Source organism: Streptomyces sp. NRRL F-5135 (assembly GCF_000719775.1).
Taxonomy (GTDB): Bacteria; Actinomycetota; Actinomycetes; order Streptomycetales; family Streptomycetaceae; genus Streptomyces; species Streptomyces hebeiensis.
On the sequence record NZ_JOHR01000001.1, the window covers coordinates 519,619 to 544,125 of the forward strand.

The 24,507-nt window shown below is 72.9% G+C and carries 25 protein-coding genes; 8 read left to right on the forward strand and 17 right to left on the reverse strand.

The features are described from left to right. Positions 1-16: 16 nt before the first annotated feature. The 3 genes from IG02_RS0102315 to IG02_RS0102325 form a co-directional block, all read right to left on the reverse strand. A complete protein-coding gene (locus tag IG02_RS0102315; protein WP_030741028.1) occupies positions 17-640 on the reverse strand; it encodes a LutC/YkgG family protein in 624 nt (207 codons plus the stop codon). A 215-nt stretch (positions 641-855) separates the two neighbouring features. Then, entirely contained in the window at positions 856-2,493 is a 1,638-nt protein-coding gene (locus IG02_RS0102320) for a lactate utilization protein B (protein WP_078854113.1), read from the reverse strand. Continuing rightward, entirely contained in the window at positions 2,490-3,209 is a 720-nt protein-coding gene (locus IG02_RS0102325; RefSeq protein WP_030741034.1) for a (Fe-S)-binding protein, read from the reverse strand. Before IG02_RS0102325 ends, IG02_RS0102320 begins: the two co-directional genes overlap by 4 nt. A 209-nt stretch (positions 3,210-3,418) precedes the next feature. Between IG02_RS0102325 and cobF the strand changes: the two genes are divergently transcribed. Then, complete coding sequence (gene cobF / locus IG02_RS0102330; protein ID WP_030741037.1) at positions 3,419-4,213, forward strand: precorrin-6A synthase (deacetylating); 795 nt, start codon at positions 3,419-3,421, stop codon at positions 4,211-4,213. Positions 4,214-4,518: 305 nt separating this feature from the next. Continuing rightward, the gene (locus IG02_RS0102335; RefSeq protein WP_030741040.1) at positions 4,519-5,571 is read left to right on the forward strand and encodes an NAD-dependent epimerase/dehydratase family protein; all 1,053 of its coding nucleotides are present in this window, start codon (positions 4,519-4,521) and stop codon (positions 5,569-5,571) included. On the opposite strand, the gene IG02_RS0102340 is transcribed toward IG02_RS0102335, so the two are convergent. Then, positions 5,546-6,661, reverse strand: a complete 1,116-nt coding sequence (locus IG02_RS0102340; protein ID WP_030741042.1) for a sensor histidine kinase — start codon at positions 6,659-6,661, stop codon at positions 5,546-5,548. The two genes, IG02_RS0102335 and IG02_RS0102340, sit on opposite strands and share 26 nt — an antisense overlap. Positions 6,662-6,667: 6 nt before the next feature. Continuing rightward, complete coding sequence (locus IG02_RS0102345; RefSeq protein ID WP_030741043.1) at positions 6,668-7,390, reverse strand: response regulator transcription factor; 723 nt, start codon at positions 7,388-7,390, stop codon at positions 6,668-6,670. A gap of 92 nt (positions 7,391-7,482) precedes the next feature. Here IG02_RS0102345 and IG02_RS0102350 point away from each other — a divergent pair, with 92 nt between their 5' ends. From IG02_RS0102350 to IG02_RS42460, 3 genes are read left to right on the forward strand one after another with little or no spacing between them, the layout of a single operon-like run. Continuing rightward, complete coding sequence (locus IG02_RS0102350; RefSeq protein ID WP_078854114.1) at positions 7,483-8,229, forward strand: glycosyltransferase family 2 protein; 747 nt, start codon at positions 7,483-7,485, stop codon at positions 8,227-8,229. Next, positions 8,226-8,849 carry a TIGR04282 family arsenosugar biosynthesis glycosyltransferase gene (locus IG02_RS42455; protein ID WP_030741045.1) on the forward strand — a complete coding sequence of 208 codons (624 nt, stop codon included), beginning with the start codon at positions 8,226-8,228 and terminating at the stop codon, positions 8,847-8,849. Before IG02_RS0102350 ends, IG02_RS42455 begins: the two co-directional genes overlap by 4 nt. Then, entirely contained in the window at positions 8,846-9,568 is a 723-nt protein-coding gene (locus IG02_RS42460) for a methyltransferase domain-containing protein (protein WP_078854115.1), read from the forward strand. The genes IG02_RS42455 and IG02_RS42460 overlap by 4 nt, the downstream gene beginning before the upstream one ends. 79 nt (positions 9,569-9,647) lie before the next feature. On the opposite strand, the gene IG02_RS0102365 is transcribed toward IG02_RS42460, so the two are convergent. After that, positions 9,648-11,045 carry a hypothetical protein gene (locus tag IG02_RS0102365; RefSeq protein WP_051764316.1) on the reverse strand — a complete coding sequence of 466 codons (1,398 nt, stop codon included), beginning with the start codon at positions 11,043-11,045 and terminating at the stop codon, positions 9,648-9,650. Positions 11,046-11,253: 208 nt separating this feature from the next. Here IG02_RS0102365 and IG02_RS0102370 point away from each other — a divergent pair, with 208 nt between their 5' ends. Then, a complete protein-coding gene (locus IG02_RS0102370; protein ID WP_037801813.1) occupies positions 11,254-12,579 on the forward strand; it encodes a molybdopterin-dependent oxidoreductase in 1,326 nt (441 codons plus the stop codon). Then, entirely contained in the window at positions 12,576-13,079 is a 504-nt protein-coding gene (locus IG02_RS0102375) for a hypothetical protein (RefSeq protein ID WP_030741051.1), read from the forward strand. Before IG02_RS0102370 ends, IG02_RS0102375 begins: the two co-directional genes overlap by 4 nt. A gap of 123 nt (positions 13,080-13,202) precedes the next feature. On the opposite strand, the gene IG02_RS0102380 is transcribed toward IG02_RS0102375, so the two are convergent. From IG02_RS0102380 to IG02_RS0102415, 7 genes are all read right to left on the reverse strand, one after another. Further along, positions 13,203-13,952, reverse strand: coding sequence for a cupin domain-containing protein (locus tag IG02_RS0102380; RefSeq protein ID WP_420707702.1), 750 nt, complete (start codon positions 13,950-13,952; stop codon positions 13,203-13,205). Continuing rightward, complete coding sequence (locus tag IG02_RS0102385) at positions 13,949-14,983, reverse strand: PmoA family protein (RefSeq protein WP_078854116.1); 1,035 nt, start codon at positions 14,981-14,983, stop codon at positions 13,949-13,951. The genes IG02_RS0102380 and IG02_RS0102385 overlap by 4 nt, the downstream gene beginning before the upstream one ends. Next, entirely contained in the window at positions 14,980-16,206 is a 1,227-nt protein-coding gene (locus tag IG02_RS0102390) for a Gfo/Idh/MocA family protein (RefSeq protein ID WP_078854117.1), read from the reverse strand. Before IG02_RS0102390 ends, IG02_RS0102385 begins: the two co-directional genes overlap by 4 nt. A 196-nt stretch (positions 16,207-16,402) precedes the next feature. After that, a complete protein-coding gene (locus tag IG02_RS37600; RefSeq protein ID WP_158712223.1) occupies positions 16,403-16,939 on the reverse strand; it encodes a hypothetical protein in 537 nt (178 codons plus the stop codon). Between the two features lie 163 nt (positions 16,940-17,102). Then, a complete protein-coding gene (locus tag IG02_RS0102405) occupies positions 17,103-17,513 on the reverse strand; it encodes an ATP-binding protein (RefSeq protein WP_051764321.1) in 411 nt (136 codons plus the stop codon). A 142-nt stretch (positions 17,514-17,655) separates the two neighbouring features. Next, positions 17,656-17,988, reverse strand: a complete 333-nt coding sequence (locus IG02_RS0102410) for an STAS domain-containing protein (RefSeq protein WP_030741065.1) — start codon at positions 17,986-17,988, stop codon at positions 17,656-17,658. A gap of 214 nt (positions 17,989-18,202) precedes the next feature. Further along, positions 18,203-18,721: a MarR family winged helix-turn-helix transcriptional regulator gene (locus IG02_RS0102415; RefSeq protein ID WP_030741067.1), complete on the reverse strand. Its 519-nt coding sequence runs from the start codon at positions 18,719-18,721 to the stop codon at positions 18,203-18,205. Positions 18,722-18,810: 89 nt separating this feature from the next. Between IG02_RS0102415 and IG02_RS0102420 the strand changes: the two genes are divergently transcribed. Continuing rightward, positions 18,811-19,989 carry a PP2C family protein-serine/threonine phosphatase gene (locus IG02_RS0102420; protein WP_030741069.1) on the forward strand — a complete coding sequence of 393 codons (1,179 nt, stop codon included), beginning with the start codon at positions 18,811-18,813 and terminating at the stop codon, positions 19,987-19,989. Between the two features lie 123 nt (positions 19,990-20,112). On the opposite strand, the gene IG02_RS0102425 is transcribed toward IG02_RS0102420, so the two are convergent. From IG02_RS0102425 to IG02_RS0102440, 4 genes are all read right to left on the reverse strand, one after another. After that, positions 20,113-20,592 carry an ATP-binding protein gene (locus tag IG02_RS0102425; protein WP_030741070.1) on the reverse strand — a complete coding sequence of 160 codons (480 nt, stop codon included), beginning with the start codon at positions 20,590-20,592 and terminating at the stop codon, positions 20,113-20,115. Between the two features lie 145 nt (positions 20,593-20,737). Continuing rightward, positions 20,738-21,181 (reverse strand): response regulator, encoded by a 444-nt coding sequence (locus IG02_RS0102430; RefSeq protein ID WP_030741072.1) that lies wholly within the window; start codon positions 21,179-21,181, stop codon positions 20,738-20,740. 5 nt (positions 21,182-21,186) lie between these two features. Beyond that, positions 21,187-23,013 carry a sensor histidine kinase gene (locus IG02_RS0102435; RefSeq protein ID WP_063756711.1) on the reverse strand — a complete coding sequence of 609 codons (1,827 nt, stop codon included), beginning with the start codon at positions 23,011-23,013 and terminating at the stop codon, positions 21,187-21,189. Further along, the gene (locus IG02_RS0102440) at positions 23,010-24,302 is read right to left on the reverse strand and encodes a PP2C family protein-serine/threonine phosphatase (RefSeq protein ID WP_037802109.1); all 1,293 of its coding nucleotides are present in this window, start codon (positions 24,300-24,302) and stop codon (positions 23,010-23,012) included. Before IG02_RS0102440 ends, IG02_RS0102435 begins: the two co-directional genes overlap by 4 nt. Between the last annotated feature and the right edge of the window lie 205 nt (positions 24,303-24,507).

Genomic DNA, 24,507 nt, shown 5'->3' on the forward strand with positions numbered 1-24,507 from the left:
GGGGCGCCCCCGCCCGTCACCCCGCGGGGCCCTCCGTCACGAGCACCACCTCCAGCGTGCGCGGCCCGTGCACGCCTTCCACCCGGTCCAGCTCGATGTCGCTCGTGGCCGAGGGGCCGGAGATCCAGGTCAGCGGGCGCGTCGGGTCGAGCCGGGGCATGGCCCGCGGCACGGAGGTGACCACCTGGTCGGGGACGCTCACCACGCAGACGTGGTGGTCGGGGACCAGCGTGATCCGGCGCCGCCCCTGGTCGGGTGCCGCGTCGAGGACGATCGTGCCGGTCTCGGCGACGGCCAGCGCGCAGCCGGTGACCACGCTGTCCAGCACGTCCAGCTCCCGCGCCGTGTCCCCGGCCCCGTCCTGGACCCGCGCCACCTCGGCAGGTGTCGCGGAGAGCCAGGAGGACGGCAGGAGCGGGGGCACCAGGACGGTGCGGGCCCCGCGCCGCGACAGCAGCCTGGCGATCAGCGCCGGCAGGCCCTCGGCGTCCGTGCGGTGCACGATCGCGCGGTAGTCGGCGAGGTTCTCGGCGAGCAGGTCGACGGCACGGCTGCCGGGGGTGTGCGTGTCCAGGTAGTCACGGTCCGGTACGGGCGCCTCCGGCGCGTCGGCCACGGCCCTGCGGATCCGGTCGAGGATCCGCGCCCGCGAGGCCGTGGTGGCGCCGGCGGCACCCGGAGCGCCGCCGCCCGAACCGGTCCCGGGGCCTCCCGCCGCGCCGGGTACGGAACCGACCGAGGCGCCCGGCCCCGCGTCCCGGCCCGTGACCGCGCCCGAACCGCCGCCGGCCGCCGCCCCCGCGCCGGGCTCCCGGCCCGGGCCCGACGGGTCCGGGCCCGTACCGCTGTCCCCGCTCATACGTCGCCGTCCTTCCGCTCGGCAGGCTTCTCCGAGGTCCGTTCCCCGGCCCGGTCCGCTGCGCGGTCGCCCGGCCGGTCGCCGACCCGATCATCCGAGCGGGCCGCGGACCGGCCGTCCGGACGGTCGCCGGATCGATCGTCCGACCGGCCGGCGTCGGCGTCCGGGCTCGCCCGCACCGGCCCGCGCACGCCGGGGCCGGCGGGGCCCGCGCCGTTCCTCCGGTTCTTCCGCCACCAGTCGCGGAACGGCTCGCTCGGCAGTCGCGGCAGATCGCGCCCCTCCGTCCACGCCCCCGCGCCCGGGATCCTCGACGGATGGACCGCGCGGGTCCTCGACGCGATCCGCTCCCCCGCCGCCAGCGCCCGCGGGTGGTCGAAGACCCAGCCGGCCGCCTTGATCGCCGCCTTCTCCAGCCGGTGCCCCTTGCCGCCCCGGTCCGCGACCCGCTCCCGCAGGTGCACCAGGACCTCGGGGATGTCGATGGCGACCGGGCACACGTCGTAGCAGGCCCCGCACAGCGAGGAGGCGTACGGCAGCGAGGCGTCGATCTCGCTCTCCGTCCCGCGCAGCTGGGGGGTGAGGATCGCGCCGATCGGGCCGGGATAGACGGAGCCGTACGCGTGCCCGCCGGCGCGCTCGTACACCGGGCAGACGTTCAGGCAGGCCGAGCAGCGGATGCAGCGCAGCGCCTGCCGGCCCACCTCGTCGGCGAGGGTGTCCGTGCGGCCGTTGTCCAGCAGCACCAGGTGGAAGACGCGCGGCCCGTCGCCGTCGTGCGTGCCGGTCCATGTGCTGGTGTACGGATTCATCCGCTCGGCGGTCGAGGAACGGGGCAGTGTCTGGAGGAAGACCTCCAGATCCCGCCAGGTGGGCACCACCTTCTCGATCCCCACCACCGAGATCAGTGTCTCCGGCAGGGTCAGGCACATCCGCCCGTTGCCCTCCGACTCGAAGACCACGCAGGTACCGGTCTCGGCGACCATGAAGTTGGCGCCCGAGACACCGACCTTGGCGCGCAGGAACTTCTCCCGCAGGTGCAGTCTGGCCGCCTCCGCCAGCTCGCCGGGCGTGTCGGACAGACCCTCCGGCGCCGCCCGGCCCCACGCGGCCATGCGGTCGCGGAAGATGTCCCGGATCTCGCCCCGGTTGCGGTGGATCGCCGGCACCAGGATGTGGGACGGCCGGTCGTCGCCGAGCTGCACGATCAGCTCGGCCAGGTCCGTCTCGTACGCGGTGATGCCCTCGGCCGCCAACGCCTCGTTGAGGCCGATCTCCTGGGTGGCCATCGACTTGACCTTGACGACCTCGCGCTCGCCGGTGGCCTTGACCAGGTCGGCCACGACGCGGTTCGCCTCGGCCGCGTCGGCGGCCCAGTGCACCACACCGCCCGCCGCCGTGACCGCCTCCTCCAACTGGACGAGGTAGCGGTCCAGATGGCGCAGGGTGTGGTCCTTGATCCGCTTGCCGGCCTCCCGCAGCCGCGCCCAGTCGTCCAGTTCCGCGACGGCCTTGGCCCGCTTGTCGCGGATCGTGTGGGTGGCGTGCCGCAGATTGGCGCGCAGCGTCGGATCGGCCACCGCGTCGCGCGCAGCCGCGGGAAAGGCCGGCATGCCCAGAAACGTGCCGCTCATGACCAGGGCTCCTCTTCCGTCGACGCCAGGATCTCCGCGAGGTGGACGGGGCGCAGCGGGGCGTCCGCGCGGCTCGCGATCGCGCCGATGTGCATCAGGCACGAGTTGTCCGCGCCGCACAGCACTCCGGCTCCGGTGGAGACGGCGTTGTCCACCTTGTCCCGGCCCATCGCCACCGAGACATCGGAGTTCTTCACCGCGAAGGTGCCGCCGAAGCCACAGCATTCCTCCGCGCCCGGCAGCTCGCGCAACCGGAGTCCGCGCACCGCGTCCAGCAGTCTCCGCGGCCGGTCCCCGAGGCCCAGCACGCGCAGGCCGTGGCAGGAGGGGTGGTAGGTGACGGTGTGCGGGAAGTACGCCCCGACGTCCGTCACCCCGAGGACGTCGGCCAGGAACTCCGTCAGCTCGTAGGTCCGCGCGGCGAGCGAGGCGGCGGCCCGGTTTCCGAACTTCGGGTAGTGGTGACGGATCATCGCGGCGCAGGACCCGGACGGTGTCACGACGTACTCGTACTCCTCGAACGCCCGCACCATGCGGCGCACCAGCGGCTCGGTCTCCCGGCGGTAGCCGGTGTTGAACTGCGGCTGGCCGCAGCAGCTCTGCGCGTCGGGGAAGTCCACGGCGACACCGAGCCGTTCGAGCAGCCGTACGGTCGCGATCCCGGTGGAGGGATAGAGGGCGTCATTGACGCAGGTCACGAAGAGGGCGGCACGCATGGGCGGAGCATATGTCGCGTCAGGGACGTACGTAAGCCCGTCACGCGACGCGGATGACGGGAGATCAGACATCAGACATCGGAGGGATCGTCGCCTTTCTCGGCGGGGATGGGTCGGAGCCGGGGGGATCCGGGCCCGAGGGGCCCGGCGGACCGGATCCGGCCACCGCGGCGGTGGCACCGAGCGGCCCGTACGGCAGACTCGACCGGGTGCGAAAGATCTATGTCATCGGTATCGGCGCGGGCGACCCGGACCAGCTGACCGTGCAGGCGGTCAAGGCGCTCCATCAGGTGGACGTCTTCTTCTTCCTCGACAAGGGCGAGGAGAGGTCCGGTCCCGGGCGGCTGCGGCACGAGATTCTGCGCCGGCACATCGGCGGTCACGCGCACCGGGTGGTCGAGGCGCGCGATCCGGTGCGGGCGCCCGCGCCGGACACCGCAGCGTACTCCGCGACCGTGGCCGAGTGGCGCGCTCGCCGGACGGACCTCTACGAACGCCTGATCACCGAGGAACTGGGCGAGGGACCCGCCGACGACCGGACCGGAGCCTTCCTCGTCTGGGGCGATCCGGCCCTGTACGACGGGACGCTCGCCATCCTGGAGGACATCCTGGCGCGCGGCACGGTCCGCTTCGACCACGAGGTGATCCCCGGCATCAGCAGTGTCTCCGCGCTCGCCGCCGCGCACCGGATCGGGCTGAACCGCGTGGGCGGCCCCGTACAGATCACCACGGGCCGCCGGCTGGCCGACGGCTGGCCCGAGGGCGTGGACGACGTCGTGGTGATGCTGGACTCCCAGCAGTCCTACCGGCACCATCTCGCGGCGGATCCGGTCATCCACTGGGGTGCCTACGTGGGGACGGAGGACCAGATCCTGGTCTCCGGGCGACTGTCCGAGGCCGCCGGCCGGATCGAGGAACTGCGGGCGGCGGCACGCGCCCGCAAGGGCTGGATCATGGACACGTATCTGCTGCGGCGCGACGGGGAGCCGGGACGGGACCGGTAGCTCCATGGGGTCCGCGCTCGCCGACCCGACTGCGACCGCGATCGCGGCGCGGCCTCGCGCCATCCCCTCACCCTCCCTGCCACGCCGGACATGAAACGTTTCACCCCTCGGATCACCGTACGGTCGCCGGGCCGCCACGGCAAGAGGAAGGGGCTTCTTCCGCCCCGCCGACCCTCACGTCGTCGCATTCTCCGGGACATACGCCCGGCGCGACGGCTTCGGATGGTTTCGCGGGTTCTTACGCCTTCGTGACATCGGCGGCCACGTCCGTTCCGTTGGCGGCCGGGTTCCGTAGCGTTGGCATCATGCGAGTACTTGTCACCGGAGGGGCGGGCTTCATCGGCTCGCACATCGTCGAGGAACTTGGGGCACGCGGGCATGAGCCGGTCGTCCTGGACGCCCTGCTTCCCACCGCTCACCAGCAGGCCCCGGCAGTTCCTGACGGAGCGGAGTGGGTTCCCTGCGATGTGCGGGACCCGGACACGGTGACACGGGCTCTGGCCGGGGTGGACGTGGTGTGCCATCAGGCGGCGATGGTGGGGCTCGGTAAGGATTTCGCGGACGCGCCCGCGTATGTGGCCTGCAACGACCTCGGGACGGCGGTTCTGCTCGCCGCGATGGCCGAGGCCGGGGTACGGGACCTGGTTCTCGCCGGGTCGATGGTGGTGTACGGGGAGGGGCGCTACGACTGCGTCCGGCACGGCCAGGTCAGGCCGGGACCCCGCGCCGTGTCGGATCTTGAGGCCGGTCGCTTCGAGCCGCTCTGCCCGCGCTGCGGAGCCGAGCTGGAGCCTGGGCTGGTGGGTGAGGACGCCCCGGCCGATCCCCGGAATGTCTACGCGGCGACCAAGCTGGCCCAGGAACTCCTGGCCGCCTCCTGGGCGCGCGCGGTGGGCGGCCGGGCCGTGTCGCTGCGCTATCACAACGTGTACGGTCCGCGCATGCCCCGCGATACTCCCTACGCGGGTGTGGCCTCCCTGTTCCGATCGGCGCTGGCGCGTGGTGAGGCTCCCGTGGTCTTCGAGGACGGCGGCCAGCGCCGTGACTTCGTCCATGTGCACGATGTGGCCACGGCCAACACACTGGTGGCCGAGACGATCGCCGGGCGGCCGCCGGGCGCGTTCACCGCGTACAACACCGGTAGCGGCGAGCCGCACACGGTCGGCGAGATGGCGCGGGCGCTGGCCGCCGCGCACGACGGGCCCCGGCCGACGGTCACCGGCGACTTCAGGCTCGGTGATGTCCGGCACATCACGGCCGACTCGCGACGGCTGATCGCCGAGACAGGGTGGAAGCCGGAGACCGGTTTCGCGGAGGGTATGGCGGAATTCGCTAGGAGCGGGCTGCGGGGAGAGTGACTTCGAAGCGGCAGCCGCCGGTGACGTTGTGCACGGCGGCGCGGCCGGCGTGCGCTTCGACGATGCCGCGCACGATGGCCAGACCGAGTCCGGCGCCCGCCGGACTCGGCGTGCGGGCGGCGGTGCCGCGCCAGCCGGTGTCGAAGACGTTCGGCAGATCGCTCTCAGGGATGCCTCCGCACCCGTCTGTGACGGAGAGCACGACGGAGTCGGCGCGGAGTTCGGCGGCGACGGCGACCGTGCCGTCGGCGGGGGTGTGCCGGATCGCGTTGACGAGGAGGTTGGCGAGGACGCGGGTCATCTCTTTGCCGTCGACCTCGACGGGCACCGCGGCGACGCGATCGCCGACGAGACGGACCCCGTGTTCGCGGGCGAGCGGGTCGGCACCGGCCAGGGCGTCGCCCACCAGGTCGTACATGGAGACGCGGGCGGTGGTGAGGGCGAGGGCGCCGGCGTGGATACGGGAGAGTTCGAAGAGGTCGCCGACCATGGAGTTGAGTCGGTCGACCTCGGTACGGATCTGACGGTGGTAGCGGGCGGGGTCGGTGACGACGCCGTCCTCCAGAGCTTCGGACATGGCACGCAGCCCCGCGAGTGGGGTGCGCAGATCGTGTGAGATCCAGGCGACGAGTTCGCGCCGGGATGTCTCCAGCGCGCGTTCCCGCTCCTGGGCCGCGGTGAGGAGTTCGCTGGTGGCGGTCAGTTCGCGGCTGAGTGCCCTGAGTTCGGCGGGCGCCGTGGCGCCGGGGGCGGTGAAGGTGCCGCCCTCGCCGAAGCGGCGTGCGGCCCGGGCCAGATCGCGGCAGATGACGACGACTTGGCGGCCCAGCAGCAGGGCGGTGGCGAGCGAGACGGCGGCGGCCATGGCGACCACGGTGGTGACGACGGTCAGGTCGTGGGAGGAGAGGAACATCGCCCTGGCGACCGCGAGAGTTCCGGCGAGCATCGCGCCGACCGCGACGGCGGCGACCACCGCGAGGGAGACCGCGATCGAACGGCGGCGCAGCAGACGCAGTGCGAGAGCCCCGAGCAGCCCGGCGGCGGCCGCGCCGAGGAAGGCGTACAGGGCGATGAGCAGAAGATCGCGCATTGGCTGTCAGACCTGATTCCCCGCCGGGTGCGGTGCGGGACCCGTTGGGAGGTCGAAGCGGTACCCCGCACCCCAGACGGTGTGGATGAGCCGGGGCCGGGCCGGGTCGTCTTCGATCTTTCCGCGCAGTCGCCGTACGTGGACGGTGACGGTGGACAGGTCCCCGAACTCCCAGCCCCACACCTCACGCATCAGCCGGTCGCGGTCGCAGACCTGCCCCGGGTGACGCAGGAAGTAGGCCAGGAGGTCGAACTCTCGCAGTGTCAGGGAGAGGTCGTGCCCGTGCTTGGTGGCGCGGCGGGCCGCGGGGTCTAGTTCCAGGCCTGCCGCGCTCAATGTCGCCCCGGGTGGCTGGGACGATGAGCCACGGCGCAGTACGGACTCGACGCGCAGCACCAGCTCGCGAGGACTGAAGGGCTTGGTGACGTAGTCGTCGGCGCCGATCTCCAGGCCGAGGATCCGGTCGTCCTCATCGCCGCGCGCGGTGAGCATGATGACGGGGACGGGGCCGCGGGAGCGCAGGAGGCGGCAGACCTCCAGGCCGTCCATACCGGGCAGCATCAGATCGAGGACGACCAGGTCGGGCCACCGCAGTTCGGTCGCCCGCAAGGCTGCGGGCCCGTCGGGAGCCTGGTGCACGGCGAACCCGGCCCGCTCCAGATAGCCGGTGACGACCTCGGCCACGGTGGGATCGTCGTCCACGACCAGGATGCTCTTGTCGCTCTCCATGTCTCCAGACTCGCACCGCGGTTGCCGCCGTTCCCGGCCATTGCCGGTGTCACGGGACGACGTTCGCGTTTCGTAAGACCCCGAGATCCCAAATGTCTGCTTTAGCTCCGTACGGTGAAACCGTGACCGATTCCCTTCCCACGATCTCATTGACGGTCGACGTCGTCCTGCCCTGCCTCGACGAGGCGGCGGCCCTGCCCTGGGTCCTGGAGCGTATACCCGCCGCGTGGCGGGCGATCGTCGTCGACAACGGTTCCACCGACGGTTCCCCTCGCATCGCCCACGCGTTGGGGGCGACCGTGGTGCACGAGCCGAAACGTGGCTTCGGCGCCGCCTGCCACGCGGGGCTGCTGGCCGCGGAGGCGGATGTCGTCTGCTTCTGCGACTGCGACGCCTCGCTCGATCCGGCGCTGCTCGTTCCCTTCGTCGCCCGAGTGGCCGCCGGCACAGCGGACTTGGTGCTCGGGCGCCGGCGCCCGCGGACTCCCGGGTCCTGGCCTGTGCACGCCCGTGCGGGGAATCTGGCGCTGACCCGGATGCTGCGCCGCCGTACCGGGCTGCGCCTGCACGACCTCGGGCCGATGCGGGCCGCGCGGCGTGCGGAACTGCTCGGGCTCGGGCTGACCGACCGTCGCAGCGGTTATCCGCTGGAAATGGTGGTGCGTGCCGCCGACGCGGGGTGGCGAGTACATGAGATGGACGTGCCGTATCTACCCCGTACCGGAAAGTCCAAGGTCACCGGGACATGGCGGGGCACCTGGCAAACGGTCCACGATATGCGCGGGGTACTCGCCGCGCCGTCGACGACCAGTACGACCGGAGCGGGGAGCGTCCGATGACCACACTGCTCGTCATCGCCAAGGAACCTGTGCCGGGCCGGGTGAAGACACGGCTCAGCCCGCCCTTCAGCCCCGAGGAGGCGGCCCGGCTCGCGGCGGCGGCGCTCGCGGACACGCTGGAGGCGGTGCGTGCCACTCCGGCCGAGCGCCGGGTGCTGGTACTCGACGGGCGACCGGGACCGTGGCTGCCGCCCGGCTTCGAGGTCGTACCCCAGTGCGACGGCACATTGGACGAACGGCTCGCCGCCGCCTTCGCGCTCAGCACCGGGCCGACGCTCCTGATCGGCATGGACACCCCGCAGGTCACCCCGTCGCTCCTGGCCGAAGGGCTCGATTTCGGCTACGCGCAGGCGAGGTTCGGACCGGCCGCCGACGGCGGTTTCTGGGCGCTGGGGTTCGCCGAACCGGACCCGGCCCTGCTGCGTGGCGTGCCCATGTCCGTGCCCGGGACGGGCGCGGCGCAGCGGCGCAGACTGACGCATGCCCGCCTGGCTGTGCGGGATCTGCCGATGCTGCGGGATGTCGACACGGCGGCCGACGCGTCGGCGGTCGCGGCCGGGGCACCCGGCACCCGGTTCGGTGCTCTCCACTCGGAACTCGACCGGACCGGGGCCCGGTGAGCGCGGGAAACGTGGCCGAGGTATCGGCCGCCCGCGCCCCGGAACCAATACGGGCGGCATGGCGAGACGATCTGTATGCCGCCGCCCTGCGCACCGGTCGCGGCCCGCTCTTCCTGCGGCGCGGGGACGGCTGGTTGCTGCCGCTGGAGGTGGAGCGCTGGTGCGCCGCGCCGGACGCGGCCGACCTGGCGGTGCTGGAGCGATGCCGGGGTTCCGTGCTCGACATCGGCTGCGGGCCCGGTCGGCTGGTGGCGGCACTCACTGCCCGGGGCCGTCCCGTGCTTGGCATAGATGTGCACCCCGAGGCGGTGCGGCGCACCGTCCGCTCGGGCGGCCGGGCGCTGTGCCGCTCGGTCTTCCAGCGGCTGCCCGGCGAGGGCCGCTGGGACACGGTGCTGCTGATGGACGGGAACATCGGCATCGGCGGTGACCCGGCCGCGCTGCTGACAAGGGTGGCCGAACTCGCCGCCGATGACGGGGTGGCGCTCGTCGAAACCGCCCTGCCCGATGTCGACGAACGGGTACGGGTCAGGGTCGACGACGGGCGCGGAGCCCGGGGGGACGCGTTCCCCTGGGCCCGGGTCGGTGCCCGGGCGCTGCGTTCCGCCGCCGAAGCGGCGGGGTGGAGGGTCACCGGACAGTGGCGGGCGGAAGAGCGCCGCTTCGCGGAGTTGCGGCGTGTGGCGGCGGGCAGGGTTGCCCCGGCTCAACCGTCCTGACCGAACCGGTCCCGGCTCATCGGCCCGGCCGCTGCTCAGCCTTCGGGCTCGAGCGGCGGCCGGGCCCCGGCCCCGCTGTTCACCAGCCGGTGAACAGCAGATGGTTGACCGCCAGCGCCAGAACCGCCTGGCTGGTCAGCCAGGCTCGGCGGCCACGGGCAGGCAGCAGGGCGGCGGCGGCCAGAAGCCACGTGGCGAACGGCAGCCAGATGCGCTCGGTCTCGGCTTTGCTCATTCCGGACAGATCGGCGACGACAAGGGCGAGGAGAGCCGCCAGCACGAGAATCACCAGTCGTTGCGCCCCCGTTGTCCCCCTCACGGGCCGGGGCACGGATTGACGGAGACGGGCCGCCCGCACCGCACCGGGTGAGGCCACCGCCGCCCGCCGCAGACCCGCGATGGTGGCCGGGCCCAGCACGATCACCGTACAGGCGAGGTTGGCCCACACCCAGTACCCGTACGGTCGGACACCTCCCGCCCCCTGGTAGTAGCGCTCCGTCAGCAGCCGGTACGCCTCCCACCAGTCGAATCCCAGCACGGTGAACACCAGCGGTACGGCGGCCGCCCCTGACAGCACCAGCGGCAGTGGGCGCGTCGTGCGGGCGGCGAGCAGTACGCCGAGGGCGACGATCGCGAACAGCGTGAGCCCGTACGACAGGTAGCAGGTGAGGCCGAGCAGCAGCCCGGAGCCCAGGGCGGCGGCCGGGAAGCGGGGGGCACGGGTGGCCGCCAGGGTCAGCAGGGCGATCGCCCAGGCGGTGACGGCGGCGAAGTAGCCGTCGGCCGAGGCGCCGACCCAGATCGCGGCCGGGGCCAGCACGAGGAACGGCGCGGCCCGGCGTGCGAGCGGCTCGTCGGCCAGGGCACGGACGGTGACGAGCACCGCCGCCGCCGCGGTACACCCGACCGTGATGCACCACGTCCCGGCCCAGGCGCCGCCGCCGAGCCCGATCCGGTCCAGGCCGACGAAGGTGAGAGTGGCGGCCGGGGGGTGTCCGGCGACGTGGGCGGGCCAGTTGTCGGGCGAGCCGATCAGGATGTGCCGGGTGAAGTCGCGCAGAGCGGCCGGGATGTCGTCGAACCGGTCGATCACCTGGAGGTACTCGTTCCGGGTGGTGAGCCGCCGCGCGATGCCGCGGTGCCAACCGTCGATGAGCGCCAGGGACCAGGTCCAGGCCATCGACGTCAGCCACGAGCCGAGGAGTAGCCCCCGCCAGGGCAGCTTGCCGGCGAGCACCGGCCCGTACACGATCACGGCGACGGCCACCACGAGCGCGGCCGGGGTCCCGGGACCGGCATGAGGGGACCAGGAGGCGAGCAGTGGCGGCCAGCCGACGCGGAGGCTCCCGTCGCCGCGCTGGACGGCGCTGCCGACGATCACCGCCAGCACGACCAGAAGGGCCGCCGCGCCGGCCGCCGCGACATCGCTTCGCACACCGGGGCGTGAGTGACGGGTGAGGGTGTCATGGTGTTCCACGCCTGCACGGTAGGAGGGAACCACCAAGTCCGGGCCGCATTGCGGGGGGACGTCACACAACCGTCAGATCCTGGGAGGGCCTGGCGTACGGGCGGAGGACGTCAGCGTTTCGTCATCGGTCGCCGCCCCACCAAGACCACCCGCCGGGCCTACCGTCGAGGCAGTGCGACGGCCGGACGTCGCGTAGACCGCAGAGGATGGCCGCATCATGCGCAAGGGGTTCTTCGGATCAGACCGCCCGTCGGCCTCCCCCGCGTTCTGGCGCAGCCCACTGCGCGGGCCCTGGCTGACGTCCGTGCTCGGTGTCGTCCTGCTCGCCGGCATCACGCTGCTGTTCGTGACCGGTCTGCTGTCGTACGCCGCGTACAACCCGAACCTGTCGCCCGTGAACGACAAGACGCCGGACAAGGGCATACTGGGCTTCTACCTGTTCGACTGGCCAACTGATCCGCACTGGCTCTACCGCCTCAATCAGGGCCTGCACGTCACCGTCGGCATCGCCCTGTTCCCGGTACTGCTCGCGAAGCTGTGGTCCGTCATTCCCAAGCTGTTCGCGCTGCCCCCGGCACGATCTCCCGGGCACGCGCTGGAGCGGCTGTCACTGCTGCTGCTGGTCGGTGGGGCACTGTTCGAGTTCGTCACCGGAATGCTCAACATCCAGCTGGATTACCTCTTCCCCGGCTCCTTCTACCCCCTGCACTTCTACGGAGCATGGGTGTTCATGGCGGCTTTCGTCGTCCATGTGGCTCTGCGCCTCCCCCGGACCGTCCGCACGCTGCGGGAACAGGGAGTGCGGGCACACCTACGGCGCGCGGGCCCTCCGCGGCCTGGCGGCCACGTGCGGCCGGCGGGCCACCCGGAGCCCGACGACGGTGCCGGGCTCGTCTCCCCCCGGCCCGCGGAACCGACACTCTCGCGGCGCGGCGCGCTGAGTCTGGCCGGCGGAGGTTCGCTCCTGCTGCTGGCCACCACGGCGGGCCAGAACTTCGACGGCCCCCTGCGCCGGACCGCGCTCCTCGCCCCGCACGGTGGCGGCGACCCGGGGAACGGGCCCAACGGCTTCCAGATCAACAAGACGATCGCGGCCGCGGGCATCCACCGGACCGACACCGGGAAGGCGTGGCGGCTGGCCCTCTCCGGCCGCCGAGCGGACCTCCACCTGTCCAGGGACGAGCTGCTGGCCCTCCCCCAGCACAGCGCCGCGCTGCCCATCGCCTGCGTGGAAGGCTGGTCAACCGGGGACCAATGGTGGAGCGGAGTGCGGCTCCGCGACCTTGCCGCCCTGGCCGGGTACGAGGATGCGGACGAACCGCCGGACGTACTCGTGGAGTCCCTCCAACGCCGCGGGGCGTTCCGCAGCGCCGCGCTGCGCCACAACCAGGTACGCGACCCCCGGTCGCTGCTCGCCCTGAGCGTCAACGGCGAAAGCCTCTCACCCGACCACGGTTACCCGGCGAGGATCATCGTTCCCGCCGCGCCCGGCGTGCTCAACACGAAATGGGTGGCCCGGATGACCTTCGGTGAACCGGGATGAGGAACCACCGGCCGGCCCGGCTCCGGCCCCGGTACGGAGAAGGGCCGCCGCACCTGCTGCTACTGGCCGCCTCGTTCGCCGTGACCGGCTACGCGGGGCTGCGCCTGCTGAACGGCGACTGGTTCGCCGTCGCTCTGTGGTTCGTCGGCTCGGCTCTCGTACACGACCTGGTGCTGCTGCCGCTGTACGCGCTCGCCGACCGCGCGTTGCGGAGCCTGCCCGGGGTTCGGGGCCGGGAATGGATGAACTTCGTCCGCGTACCGGCCGCCCTCAGCGGTCTGCTGCTCCTGGTGTGGTTCCCGCTGATCACCCGGCGCGTGGAGCACTACGAACGCGGCACAGGGCTGCCCGCCGACGTCTTCCTCTCCCGGTGGCTGTTCGTCACCGCCCTGCTGTTCACCGGTTCGGTCCTCTGGCTGCTCGCTCGCCTGTACCGGAGACGACGTCGCGCGGGTCCGAAGAATCGGACAGCCGGCAGCACTCCGCAACGCCGGTCGTGAATCGGTGCTCGGACGCCCGGGCCCGGCCGCACGGCCGCCGGAGCCGCGGGCGTCGGCCGATCCCCGGTCGCGCTGTCCGCCGACGCGTGACAGCGCGACCGGGGCACCGACACCGCCACGAAGCTACGAAGCGTCGGCCCGCAGGATGTCGTACGTGTCCAGCAGGCCGCACATGCCGAATCCGCCCCGAGCCGCCGGCTGCCGTGCGCGGACACCCGCCTCCGCCAGGTAGGAGACGTCACCCGCCGCCAGCCGGTCGAGCTGGGCGCCGGTCTGCCGGGCCGCCTCGGCGGCCCCCGCCTCCCAGCGCGCCCGCCAGTCCGCCGCCTTGGGCCGTACGAGCTCGGCGGCGGCCCGCTGGAAGCCGAGCAGCGGCTCGGGGTCGCCCGCCTGCCACGCCGTGCGCAGCGCGGTGAAGCCCTCGATGGCGAGATCCCGTCGTCGGCGCGCCACGGCGGCGCGTTCGGCCTCCGTCGCGTCGCCCGCGGCCGGGATCCGTACGGCCCGGGCGTAGGTCCCGGGGTCGGTCAGATACTCCGGCGGCAGTGTGAGCACGGCGTCCCCGGCCTCCGGGAGTCCGTTGTTCTGCATGAGGACGACGATGCGCAGCCCGTCCTCGTTCACCAGCCGGTGGATCGTGCCGGGCGTGAACCACACGAGGGCTCCCGGCTCCAGCGGTGTCGTCTCACAACTCCCGGCGCTGAGCGTCTGGACCGCGCCCCGGCCCTCGGTCACCACGTACGCCTCGGAGCAGGTCAGGTGCAGGTGCGGGGTGCCGCCGCGCACTCCGTCGGAGCTCTCCCAGTCGTACACACTCAGGTGCGAGACGGCGACGGCCCCCGGCAGTCCGGGGAACCCGGCGTCCGGGCTCACCACGGCAGCCCTGCCAGGTAGTCCGTGATCTTCTCGCGGTCCCAGCTCCCGTCGGCGATCACCACGCGCCAGCGCCGGGCCAGCGTGTCCCCGGGCGGCAGGACCAGTTCCTCGTGGAAGGCCCACGAGGGGGCCACGGCGGCGAACGGGTCGCTGCGTACGAACCAGTGGGCGGGGTGCTGCCCCCCGGCGCCGGTGTGGTCGTTCTCCGGGGCGTGCGCGAAGACGAGTGTGGCGTGGCCGTCCCGTCCGTCGAACTCACCGCTGTAGGCGACCCAGGGAGCCTGAGTGCCCATCAGTTCCTGCCCCGTCAGCTCGGGCCCGAGCAGTTGTCCGTCCCGGAAGGCGCGCGGCCCGCGCCAGAACAGGCCGGTGTAACCGGCCATCTCGCGGCCCGCCGTGGTGGGGCTGCCGAAGCGCAGTTCCTCGTCGCGACGGTTGGTGACGGCGCTGGACCAGGTCAGGGTCCAGGCGCCCGCGGTGTGGTCGATGCCGTGGATCTCGATCCGGCGGGTCTCCTCGGCCCAGGGGGTGCCGTCGTGGTGGCGCCAGAGAAGCCGTTCGGCGATGACGGCCCGGCCGTCCCCGGCCGACACCTCGTCGAAGTCCTCGTGGCTCATCGAGCCGACGCGCTCGGGAAGCCGGAGGTATCCCTGGCCGTGCACGTACGAGTTGCCGCCCCACAGGTTCTGCCCCGACAGGTGGGACGCGGTGAGCTGGAGGCCCTTGTGCCAGCGGTGGTCGTTGGGACGGTAGTCGGTGACCACGCCTCCGGAGAGCGTGCGCAGCGGGTGCACGTACGGCTTGGGCGCCTCCCAGGCCGCCTCGGGACGGTAGACGTAGCTGAGCAGGGTGACGTCCCCGGCGCGCAGTTCGATCCGGTCGCCGTGCGCGTGGGTCAGCAGCAGCCCGGCCGCAGCGGGCGCCGGGTCCGCTGGGCCGGCCGCGGTGTCGCTGTCGGTCGCGGTGCCGGCGGCGGTCGCGGCGGCGGAATCCGAGGCGGCGTCGGGGGCGGTGTCGAACGTCGTCATGCGGGGATCTCCGTGGCGGGTGCGGCGGGTTCGGCGGTCGGGTCAGGCGTGGCGGTCGGAGCCTGCGCGGGTACGGGGGCGTCCCCGGCCTCGGCCTCCGGCGCCCAGCCGGGCGCGCCACCGTGCAGGACGGTGTGGAACGGATCACCCGGGCCGATCTCCCCGGCGCGCACGGTGGTGTCGGTGAACGCGGACTTGTAGAGCGCGGTGATCAGCTCCAGGCTCTTGCGGCCGTCGGCGCCGCTGCTGCGCGGTCGGCGCCCCGCCCTCATGTCGGTGACGAGTGCGCGCAGTTGGGCCAGGTGGGAACTGGGGACGTTCTCCCCCATGTCCTGCCAGCGGGCAGCTTCCGCGGTCGCGGTCCCGGGCGCGGGGGTGATCCGCCAGTCGTCGTTGCCGTAGCCGTACAGATGGGTCAGTTCGACCGTGGCGCGCTCGCAGTCGATCCGGATACGGCTCACCTCGTCGGGGCTGAGCACACTGTTGACGACGGTGGCCAGCGCGCCGCCGTCGAACCGGACGAGCGCGGTGGAGACGTCCTCGGTCTCGACGTCGTGCACCAGGCGGCCCGTCATGGCGCGCACTTCGGACCATGGTCCGAGCAGGTCCAGCAGGAGGTCCATCTGGTGGATGCCGTGGCCCATCGCGGGACCACCGCCCTCGCTGGCCCACCTGCCGCGCCAGGGCACGGCGTAGTAGTCGGTGTCGCGGTACCAGGTGGTCTGGCAGTGGGCGACCAGGGGGCGGCCCAGCGACCCGTCGGCGAGCAGGGAGCGGACGTGGTCCGCGCCCGAGCCGAACCGGTGCTGGAAGACGATCGCCGCGAACGGGCCGCCGTCCGCCTCCGTGCCCTCCGCCGCCTCGATGGCGTCGAATTCGGCGAGGGAGGGGCAGGGCGGTTTCTCGCACCACACCCAGGCCCCGGAGCGCAGCGCGGCCACCGTCTGCTCACGGTGGAAGACGGGCGGGGTGCAGACGGACACCAGGTCCGGGCGCTGCTCGTCGAGCATGCGGGCCAGGTCGGTGTACGGGTGCGGGATGTCCCCGCCGGCGCAGAACGCGCGGACGGCCTCCTCGTCGATGTCGAAGGCGGCGACGATGTCGATCTCGCCGCCGAGGGTACGCAGGGCCGGGAGATGCGCGCCCTTGGCGATCTGTCCGGTGCCGATGACGGCGGCGCGGATCCGCCGGTCTGTCAGGTTGCGCGGAGACGTCGCGAACACTCCCCTTCGGGCTTCGAGTTGCTCGTGCGGACAGGGATCTCGGACGGGGTTCTAGCAAGCGCTTTCCGCGACAGAAACGTATGGTGGACGTATGGCGATGTCAACGGGTTGATCCGGCACCGGCCCAGGGGCGCATCCGGCGTCGGAGCCGGTCGGCACGCGTCCCGGTGCCGGACGACAGACCCTGGGGCACGCCCTAGAGCCGGGGCCGCAGCCGTACGAGCACGGTGTCCGCGCCCACGTCGAGAAAGGTCACGGTGACGCCCTCCGCCCGGAGCGTCGTACCCGGTCCGACCGTCCCCCGGCAGCCCGCGCCGTCGCTCGTCACCCGGATGCTCCCCGGTCCCGACGTCCCGCACCGCCGCGCTCCCGGCAGGCTCCAGGTCACGGCCCCGTCGTCCACCGCGCCGATCTCGAAGCGGGCCGCGCCGGCCGGACCCGTGAAACGGATTCCGTCCCCGGCGACGAGCCGCACCTCGCAGTCGGCGTCCGCGCAGGCGTCCGGCGTCCCGCCCGGCTTGCCGCTCGTCCCGGGGCGAGCGGCGGCGGTGGCCGGGGCGGTCGCGGTCCGGCTTCCGGAGGGCCCGGCCCCCGGTGCCGGCTCCGTCCCGGCTCCGCCGGTGCAGCCCGTCAGCAGCGCCCCCGTCAGCGACACGAGCAGCGGTCCGGCCACGGCGGCGGCGCCACGGACCACGTCCGGCCCTGGTGCGGGCCTGCGGCGGTGTGCGCGCATTCGGTACGGCCCCCTCGTCGTCCTGCCCGAGCCGGGTTTCCCGGCGTCCTCCTGGCGGAAGGATGCGCGGGCCCGGACCGGCGGAAACGCCGCACACACCCCGTACTGACGTGCGAAAGGCCAGTGACCCTCCCGACAAGGTTCGCCCCGCCGCGGCCCAGGCCTAGCGCGCGAGGACGGCCAGGACCACCTTGCCGCCGCCCGCCCCGGGCCGGACAGCGACCCGCTGGGCCAGCCGCTGGACCATGGGCCAGCCGAAGCCGCCGCTCTGCCCGGTGAGGTCGGGGGTACGGTCGCTCGGCCACACCGGGCTGGGGTCGGACACCACGATCCGCAGGCTGTGCGCGTCGGCCCGCAACTGCAAAGAGGTGACCGCGCCCGCATGCCGCAGGGCGTTGGTCACCAGCTCGGACACCACGAGCACCAGGTCCTGCGCGGTGGCCGTGCCGGGCGTCGGGCGGAGGGCCGCCAGAAACCCGTAACTCGCTTCCCGGGCATCGGCCGCCCGCTCCGGCCGGCAGGTCCATTCCGCATACCGGTCGGACTCGTCGTCCCGCATCAGCGGATGATTCATCGGCACTCACCCCGTCGGCTGGTCATCACGTTCGACCGTCTTGCCCGGCGTTTACCCCCGCGAAGCGAATCCAAGGGTCCCGGTGATCCGGCCCGGCGCGCGGGGCGATTGCGCAGGTGGGACGCCGTACACCCGGCAGGCGTCAGGACGCCTGCCCCACCGCCAGCGCTTCCTCGACCGTGTCGTACACCGGCAGGGCCCGTTCGAGGCCGATGACCCCGAACAGCCGCCGGACGAACGCGGACGGCCGGGCCAGGCGCAGCCGGGCACCGAGCACGCCGTGCGCCTGGAGGAGGATGTTCACCGTGCTCGAATCGGCGAAGGACACACCGGACAGATCCACGACGACCGCGCCGGGGACGGCCTCTCCCGCTTCGGTCAGTGCGGCGGTGAGGGGGGCGACGCTCTCCAGGTCGAGATCGCCGCTGACGGCGAGGACCATCCCGTCGCCGTCCTGCCTCCTGGCCACCCCCATGGCCTTGCCTGCGCTGTAGGGAGGGTGCACGTAGATCCTTCTGGGCCGGGGACGGGGCGACCCCACGATAGAAGCAATAGTTGCCATTTGACAACATTCGCTGGTGGGCAACAATCTAGGCAACAATCTGTCACCCGCTTCCGCACGACGGTTCGGCGCGGACAGCACACGGACAGCAATCCGGCCGATCGCCAGGAAGTGGGCTCGAATGAAGCTAAGCGCTGTCCGCCACGGTGCCCGGCTCCGAGCCCGCGGGCGCGACGTTGTCGAGGGCTCCGAACCGCCCGATCGCCGCGGCGCGGAAAGCGGTCAGCCCCTTCGCGAGCGCGATGACGTCCGAGGGGTCCATCAACTCCAGCACGATGCGTACCTCACGGGTGCGGAAGGCCCGGTACTCGTCGAGCACGTTGTGGCCGCGTCTGCTCAGCCGCAGCTCGACCTCCCGGCGGCTCGTCGGACTGGGCGAGCGCACCACGAGCCCCATGGCCTCCATCCGGTCACAGAGCCTGCTCACCGAGGACGCGCGCGAGCCGAGGACCTCGCCGAGCGTCCGCAGATTCGCGCCCTCATGCTTCTCGATGACGAGAAGGGCACGTAGCTGGGAGGGTGAGACCGGACCGGACGGCGCCGCCTCCTGGCCACGCCCCCACAGCACCTCAAGCAGTTCCGAGGCGGCACAGGCGGCCTCGGCGACCTGTTCGCGCTGGCTCGGCTGACCGGTGAAGCGGGACATCGATCCACCCTTTCATCCGGCTCGGACCTTTGTCAGCCCAGACGGATCCACCCACGGATCCACCCATGGAAGAAGAAGGCTGAGCGACAGTGACTCTACTCGCGGATGTGGAAAGAGCGGTCCGTGCGGCGGCGCCGCACGCCCTCGTCGACACGCTTCGTACAGCATTGACCGATGCGTACGGGGCGGCATCCGTACGGCTCCATCTCGCCGACTACGGCCTCACGGTACTCCGGCCGGTCGACACCGTCACCCACCCCGGCGAGGCACTGTCCCTGCACAACAGCCCCGAGGGCCGCGCCTTCGGCAGCCAGGAGCCGCGCGAACACCAGGTGCGGCACGGGGACGCGGTCGACCACCACCTGCCGGTCACCGTGCGCGGGGAGCGGCTCGGGATCCTCACGGTCCGGCTGCCCGGTGACCGCTCCACCCCGGCCGCCGTGGCGGACCTGACCCAGGTGGCCGAGCTGCTCGGGCACGAGATTCTGGTGGCCGAACGGGACACCGACCTCTACCAGCGGGTACGCCGGGCGAGCCGGCTGACCCTGGCGGCCGAGATGCAGTGGGACCTGCTGCCCGCGCGGGCCTGCGCCGCGCGGGAGTACGCCATCGGCGCCCAGCTGGAGCCCGCCTACGCCATCCACGGCGACAACTTCGACTGGGCGGCCGACGCCGAGGAGCTGACGCTGGCGGTGACCAACGGCATGGGCGAGGGCATCCACGCCTCGCTGCTGACCAATCTCGCCGTCAACGCGCTGCGCAACGCCCGCCGGGCCGGTATCGCCCTCGCGGACCAGGCGGCGCTGGCGGACCAGGCGCTGTACGAGCAGCACCGGGGCGCGGCGTACGTCTCGACGCTGCTGCTGCGGTTCGAGCTGGCGACGGGCCGCGTCGAGGCGGTGGACGCCGGGTCGCCCCAGCTGTGGCGCAGGCGGGGCAAGACGGTCGAACGCGTCGCGCTCGACCCACAGCTGCCCCTCGGCATGTTCGAGGAGTCGGACTACACCGCACAGACGTTCCAGGTACTGCCCGGTGACCGACTGGTCTTCGTCAGCGACGGCGTGTACGCGGCGGTCTCGCCGCAGGGCGAGGCGTTCGGCGACCGGGCGCTGGCGCGCGCGATCGGCTCGACGAGCCTGCTGCCGGCCGCCATGGTGCCGCGCGCGATGCTGGGCGAGCTGGCGGCCTACCGCGACGCCGAGTCGACGGACGACGCGCTGGTGCTGTGCCTGGACTGGTTCGGCAGAGCGGACGAACCGGTCGCGTAAGGGCGCCCGGCGGCGGGCTCCACGGTCCCGCGGGCGGCGGCGCCCACGGCTCGGCGGCGGGCTCCAGGGGCGGCGCCCCGGCTCCACGTCCGGCGGCCCCGGGCGCCGCGCCCGGACCCCGCGTCAGGCGGTCGTCCCCGCGGTCGCCTTCCGGCGCTCCAGGTCGAACACGGCCTGGACGCGCTTGCCGACGGGGACCCGCTCGGCGGTGAGCCGGTCGCTGAGCGCGTGCACGATCTCGATGCCGTGGCCGCCCAGCCTGGCCGGGTCCCTCGGGAAGCGGCGCGGGAGGGCCGTACTGCTGTCGTACACGGTCACGATCACCTGCCGGGCCGTCCCCTCCAGCTCCAGCAGATACGGTCCGTGGCTGTGCCGCTCCGCGTTCGTGACCAACTCGCTGACGACCAGCAGCAGATCGTCGCCCGTGCGGCCGCCGAGATCGGCGAACCACTCGGCTTCGAGCTGCTGCAGGAACCTGACGGCGAGCGCCCGGGCCTCGGCTATGCACCCGGGTTCGCCGCTGTACTCGGCGGCCCGGCGCAGCGGCTGCCCGGAATCCGCCAGGGACGCGAAGGTCCTGCCGCCGATGGTCTGTTCGTTCATACTCTCCTGCCCGGGCACCGGTGAAGGCGATCGGGGGACCCCTTCTCGGGTTCCCTTATGCCCCACCACGCGCACGGTATGCCGACCGGTTTCGTGAAGGGCGTCACGTACGTCTGCCATGTACGGGTGGCACGAGCGACGGCCGTCAGTTGCGCCCGGGCAGCCGGACCACGGTCACGAAGAACTCGTCGATCTGGCGGACGGCCGCGATGAACTGGTCCAGGTCGACCGGCTTGGTCACGTACGCGTTGGCGTGCAGCCTGTAGCTGCGCAGGATGTCCTCCTCGGCGGAGGAGGTGGTCAGCACGACGACGGGGATCGCCGCGAGTTCCGGGTCCGTCTTGATCTGCTCCAGCACCTGACGTCCGTCGTACTTCGGCAGGTTGAGGTCGAGCAGGACGAGATCCGGGCGAGGGGCCTCCGGGTGGGCGCCGCGCCGGTAGAGGAAGTCCAGCGCCTCCTCGCCGTCGCGCACCACATGGAGGGTGTTGCGGATCTTGTTGTCCTCGAACGCCTCGCGCGTCATCAACTCGTCCCCCGCGTCGTCCTCGACGAGCAGGACCTCGATGGGTTGCGCGGGCGGGTTCACATTGGTCACGGAGCGGCTCCCGGTGGGCTGGTCGGCGGTCGTTCGTCCGACGGGTCGGGGACGGTCGCGGAAGGCGCGGCCGGGCCGTCGGCGGGCGGCAGGGGCACCGTACCCGCAGGGCCGGGCGCCTTCTCCGCAGCGAGGGTCCCCGCGGCCTCCGCATCGGTCCCGGCGGCCTCCCCGGCCTCCCCGGCCTCCCCCGGCTCCTCGGGCACGAGGAGCGCGGGCAGCGTGAAATGCACCCGGGTGCCGCCCTCCGGCGGCGACTCGAGCCAGATCCTGCCGCCGTGGAACTCCACGATCTTGCGGCAGAGCGCCAGCCCGATGCCCGTGCCCTCGTACTCGTCCCGCCCGTGCAGCCGCTGGAAGATGACGAAGACCTTCTCCGCGAACTCCGGCGCCACCCCGATGCCGTTGTCCGAGACGGTGACATGCCACACGTCGGCCCCGTCACCCTCGGCGCGTTCCCGGACGCAGCCGACGGTGATCCGGCTCGGCACCTCGGGCCGGCGGAACTTGACCGCGTTGCCGACGAGGTTCTGCCAGAGCATGGCCAGGGTGGTGGGATCGCCGGTGATCCTCGGCAGCTCCGACTCCCGTACGACGGTGGCCCCGGCCTCCTCGACGACCAGGGCGAGATTGCCCAGCGCCCGGTCCAGCGCGGCGCCCATGTCGACGTCCTGCCAGGCGTCGTGCACCCGGCCCACCCGGGAGAAGGTGAGCAGGTCGTTGATGAGGACCTGCATGCGCTTGGCGCCGTCGACCGCGAAGTCGATGTACTGCTTGCCGCGGGCGTCCAGCTGGTCGCCGTAACGCTTCTCCAGCAGTTGGCAGAACGAGGCGACCTTGCGCAGCGGCTCCTGGAGGTCGTGCGAGGCGACGTACGCGAACTGCTCCAGCTCCGAGTTCGAGCGACGCAGCTCGTCGGCCTGTTCCGCGAGGAGGGCCTCGCGCGACTGCGTCGCGGAGATCTCCGCGACGAGACGCCGGCGCATGTCCTCGACGGCGGCGCCGACCGCGCGCAGATCGGACGGCCCGCCCGTCTCGATGCGCCGGTCGAACGCCCCGGCGCGCACGTCGTCGGACGCGGCGCGCAGCGCGTTCAGCGGCCGGCCGACCATCCGGTGCAGCACGAGAGCGAGCACCACCACGGCCGTCACGAAGACGCCGAGGGCGGCGACGGACGCGGCGTCCCGCTGCGCCCGGGCGTCGTCCAGCTCGGCGCGTGCCCGGTCCCTGGCGATGTCCAGATGGCGTTGTTGTACGGCGAAGAGGGTGCGCAGTTCGTCGAAGCCCGCCTTGCTCCGGGCCAGCCGCTGTGCGGAGGCCGACTCGGCCCCCCTGGCCCGTACGGCCCCGATCAGCGGAGCCACGTCCTCGCGCCGCCACCGCTCGGCGGCCCGCGCGATCCGGTCGAGGTCCGTGGCGAGGACGGAGTCCTCGGCGACGACGGCGCGCATGCCCCGGAGGAACCGGCGCTCTTCCGCGCGGCCCTGGTCGTACGGTGCGAGGAAGGACGGGTCGGCGGTCAGGGCGTAGCCGCGGACGCCGGTCTCCTGGTCGAGCAGGGCCCGTTGGAGCTGGAACGCGCCCGACCGGGCGGGCTGGATGCGGTCCACCAGGTCGTCGGTGCGGTCGTTGGCCCGCACCATGAACGCCCCGGCGACCAGGGCGCAGCCGCAGACCACCAGCACCAGCAGCGCGAGGATCAACCGGACCCAGCCCTGCACGGAGAGCCGGGAGCGCGCGAAGCGCCCCGGCGGTGGCTGCTCGCCCCCGGGTACGGCGGCTCGCGGCCGGCCCGGCTCCGCTCCCTCCGGTGCCGCCGTCATCGCCCGCCGCCCCAGCCGAGGTGCAGCACGGCGACGTCGTCGGCGAGACCTCCGTACGGCGCGGCCCCCTCTTCGGCCTCGTCGACCAGCGCGTCCACGAAGGCGTCCGGAGGCAGTGCGCCGTGCTTCCTGGCCAGCCCGAGCAGCCCGCTCTCCCCCAGCCGGGTGGCCGGTCCCGTACGCCCCTCGAACAGCCCGTCCGTGAACAGCACCACATGCCCCCCGGGCGGCAGCGGCAGCGCCGTCTCCGTCCAGTGGCCCGTCCCGGGCAGCAGCCCGAGGGCCATGCCGACGGGCGGCTCCTCCCAGGCGACCGCGCCGCCGTGGCGGACCAGCAGTCCGGGGTGGCCGGCGCGCAGGACCCGCACGTCCCGGCGGTCGGGCGGGAAGACCACGGAGGTGACGGTCGCGAACACATGGGGGTCGGCCCGCTCGGCGACGAGGATCTCCTCCAGCAGGCGTACCTGCTCCAGCTGCGGCGTGCCGCAGAGCACCGCCGTGCGCCAGGCCACCCGCAGACAGACCCCGAGTGCCGCTTCCGCCGCTCCGTGCCCCGACACGTCGCCTATGACCGCGTGGACCGTGCCGTCCACGGTCTGCACGACATCGTAGAAGTCACCGCTGAGCAGGCCGTGGACGCGTCCCGGCTCGTACCGCGCGACCGCTTCGAAGTCCTCGCCGCGCAGCAGCGGCACGGGCAGCAGCCCCCGCTCCAGCCGGGCGTTCTCCTGCGCGATCCGCTCATTGGCGCGGAGCGCGGCGGCGGCCTGTTCGACCTGCTTGCGCTGGAGCGCGTAGCGCAGCGACCGGCTCAGCGTCTCGGGGTCGAACCGTCCCTTGACGAGGTAGTCCTGCGCGCCGGTCGCCACGGCGGACAGCCCCGTGTCGCCCCCGGCCATACCGGTGAGCACCACCACGGCCGCCTCGGGGGCACTGCGGACGATACGGGTGACGGCGTCGAGTCCCTGGGCGTCGGGCAGGTGGAGATCGAGGAGCACGCAGACCGGCGTGGTGCGGCCCGAGAGGAACCGCTCGGCCTCCGCGAGCGTCTTGCACCACGTCAGCGGGGAGTCCAGATCGCTGTCGGCGAGCAGTTCCTCGACGAGCAGCGCGTCACCGGCGTCGTCCTCGACCAGCACCAGCGCCGCGTCCCCGGACCGGAGCGAGTCCGGTACGCCGCCGTCCCGTACGGGCGCGGTGTCACCGGCGGGGGCCGGTGAACCCAAAGCTCCCAGGGGACGGCGCTCCGGCACCGGCCGGGAGGAGAGGCCGACGGGCGACTCGACCATGTGCACCCCTCTCGCATGGCGGCACGGCCCGCCTATGTCTTCCGGCGGAAAAGCATATGCGACCCTGCCTCCGCCGATCGGCGCACGGTGGGGAAAACACACGCCGGGGGGACCGGCGCGGCAAACCGTCCGAGCGGCGCGGGCGGTGGCCGGTGCCCGGGGCGCCCGGGGCCGGGACGCCCGGTACCCACGCTCCGGCCCGCCG